The organism is Paraburkholderia kururiensis JCM 10599 = LMG 19447 (genome assembly GCF_003986935.1).
Lineage (GTDB): Bacteria > Pseudomonadota > Gammaproteobacteria > Burkholderiales > Burkholderiaceae > Paraburkholderia > Paraburkholderia kururiensis.
Window position 1 is genome coordinate 1 of record NZ_RJZE01000119.1, and the last position, 628, is coordinate 628.

Annotated in this window: 1 protein-coding gene; it reads right to left on the reverse strand. The window is 63.4% G+C overall.

The genetic code is table 11. The features are described 5' to 3' along the window. Positions 1 to 61: 61 nt before the first annotated feature. Positions 62 to 628 (reverse strand): DDE-type integrase/transposase/recombinase (locus tag PKKP23_RS33550; protein WP_126880090.1); only part of this gene is annotated, 567 nt, incomplete at its 5' end.

The window sequence follows — 628 nt, forward strand, 5'->3', positions numbered from 1 at the left end:
GGCATTGTCAAGTTGCCGATGCAGGCATGTGCCAATGCGGTATGTGCAGGAGTCCTGCTGATTATTGGGCAATGCCCGTCGACCCTGTGACAGTCCACTGGAACCAGCTGGACAGACGTGCCCGCAGTTGTGCGCGATGATCGCCTGCCCTCATCCTGTGCCGGGGCAGCGCGAAGTGTTGCCGGATCGGACCGAAGTTCGATAGGAAGCGCTGCGTGCGCCGTGGATCACGGAAACCCTGCATCTGGCGCTCGCGCCGGCGCGTGGGCTGGTGGCTGTTCTCCGCGCGGTTGTTGACCCGGGCGCAGGCCTTCACGAATACATGCTTCACGCCGGCCAGTTCCGGGACTTCGGCTTTCGCTGCCGGGTAGCTACGCAACTGGTCGGTGACAATCTTTCGCGGCACCGGGTTTGAGCGCAGCATGTGCCTTAAGAAGCGTTTCGCGGCTGCCTTGTCGCGACGTTTCTGCAACAGCACGTCGAGCTCCATGCCGTGCTCATCCACCGCGCGCCACAGCACATACGGCGCGCCTCGCAGTTTCACGAACAGCTCATCGAGGTGCCACGTCGTGCCCGGCCTGAGGCGCACGGCCTTCGCACAATGCGCAAACTGCGCGCCGAATCGGTC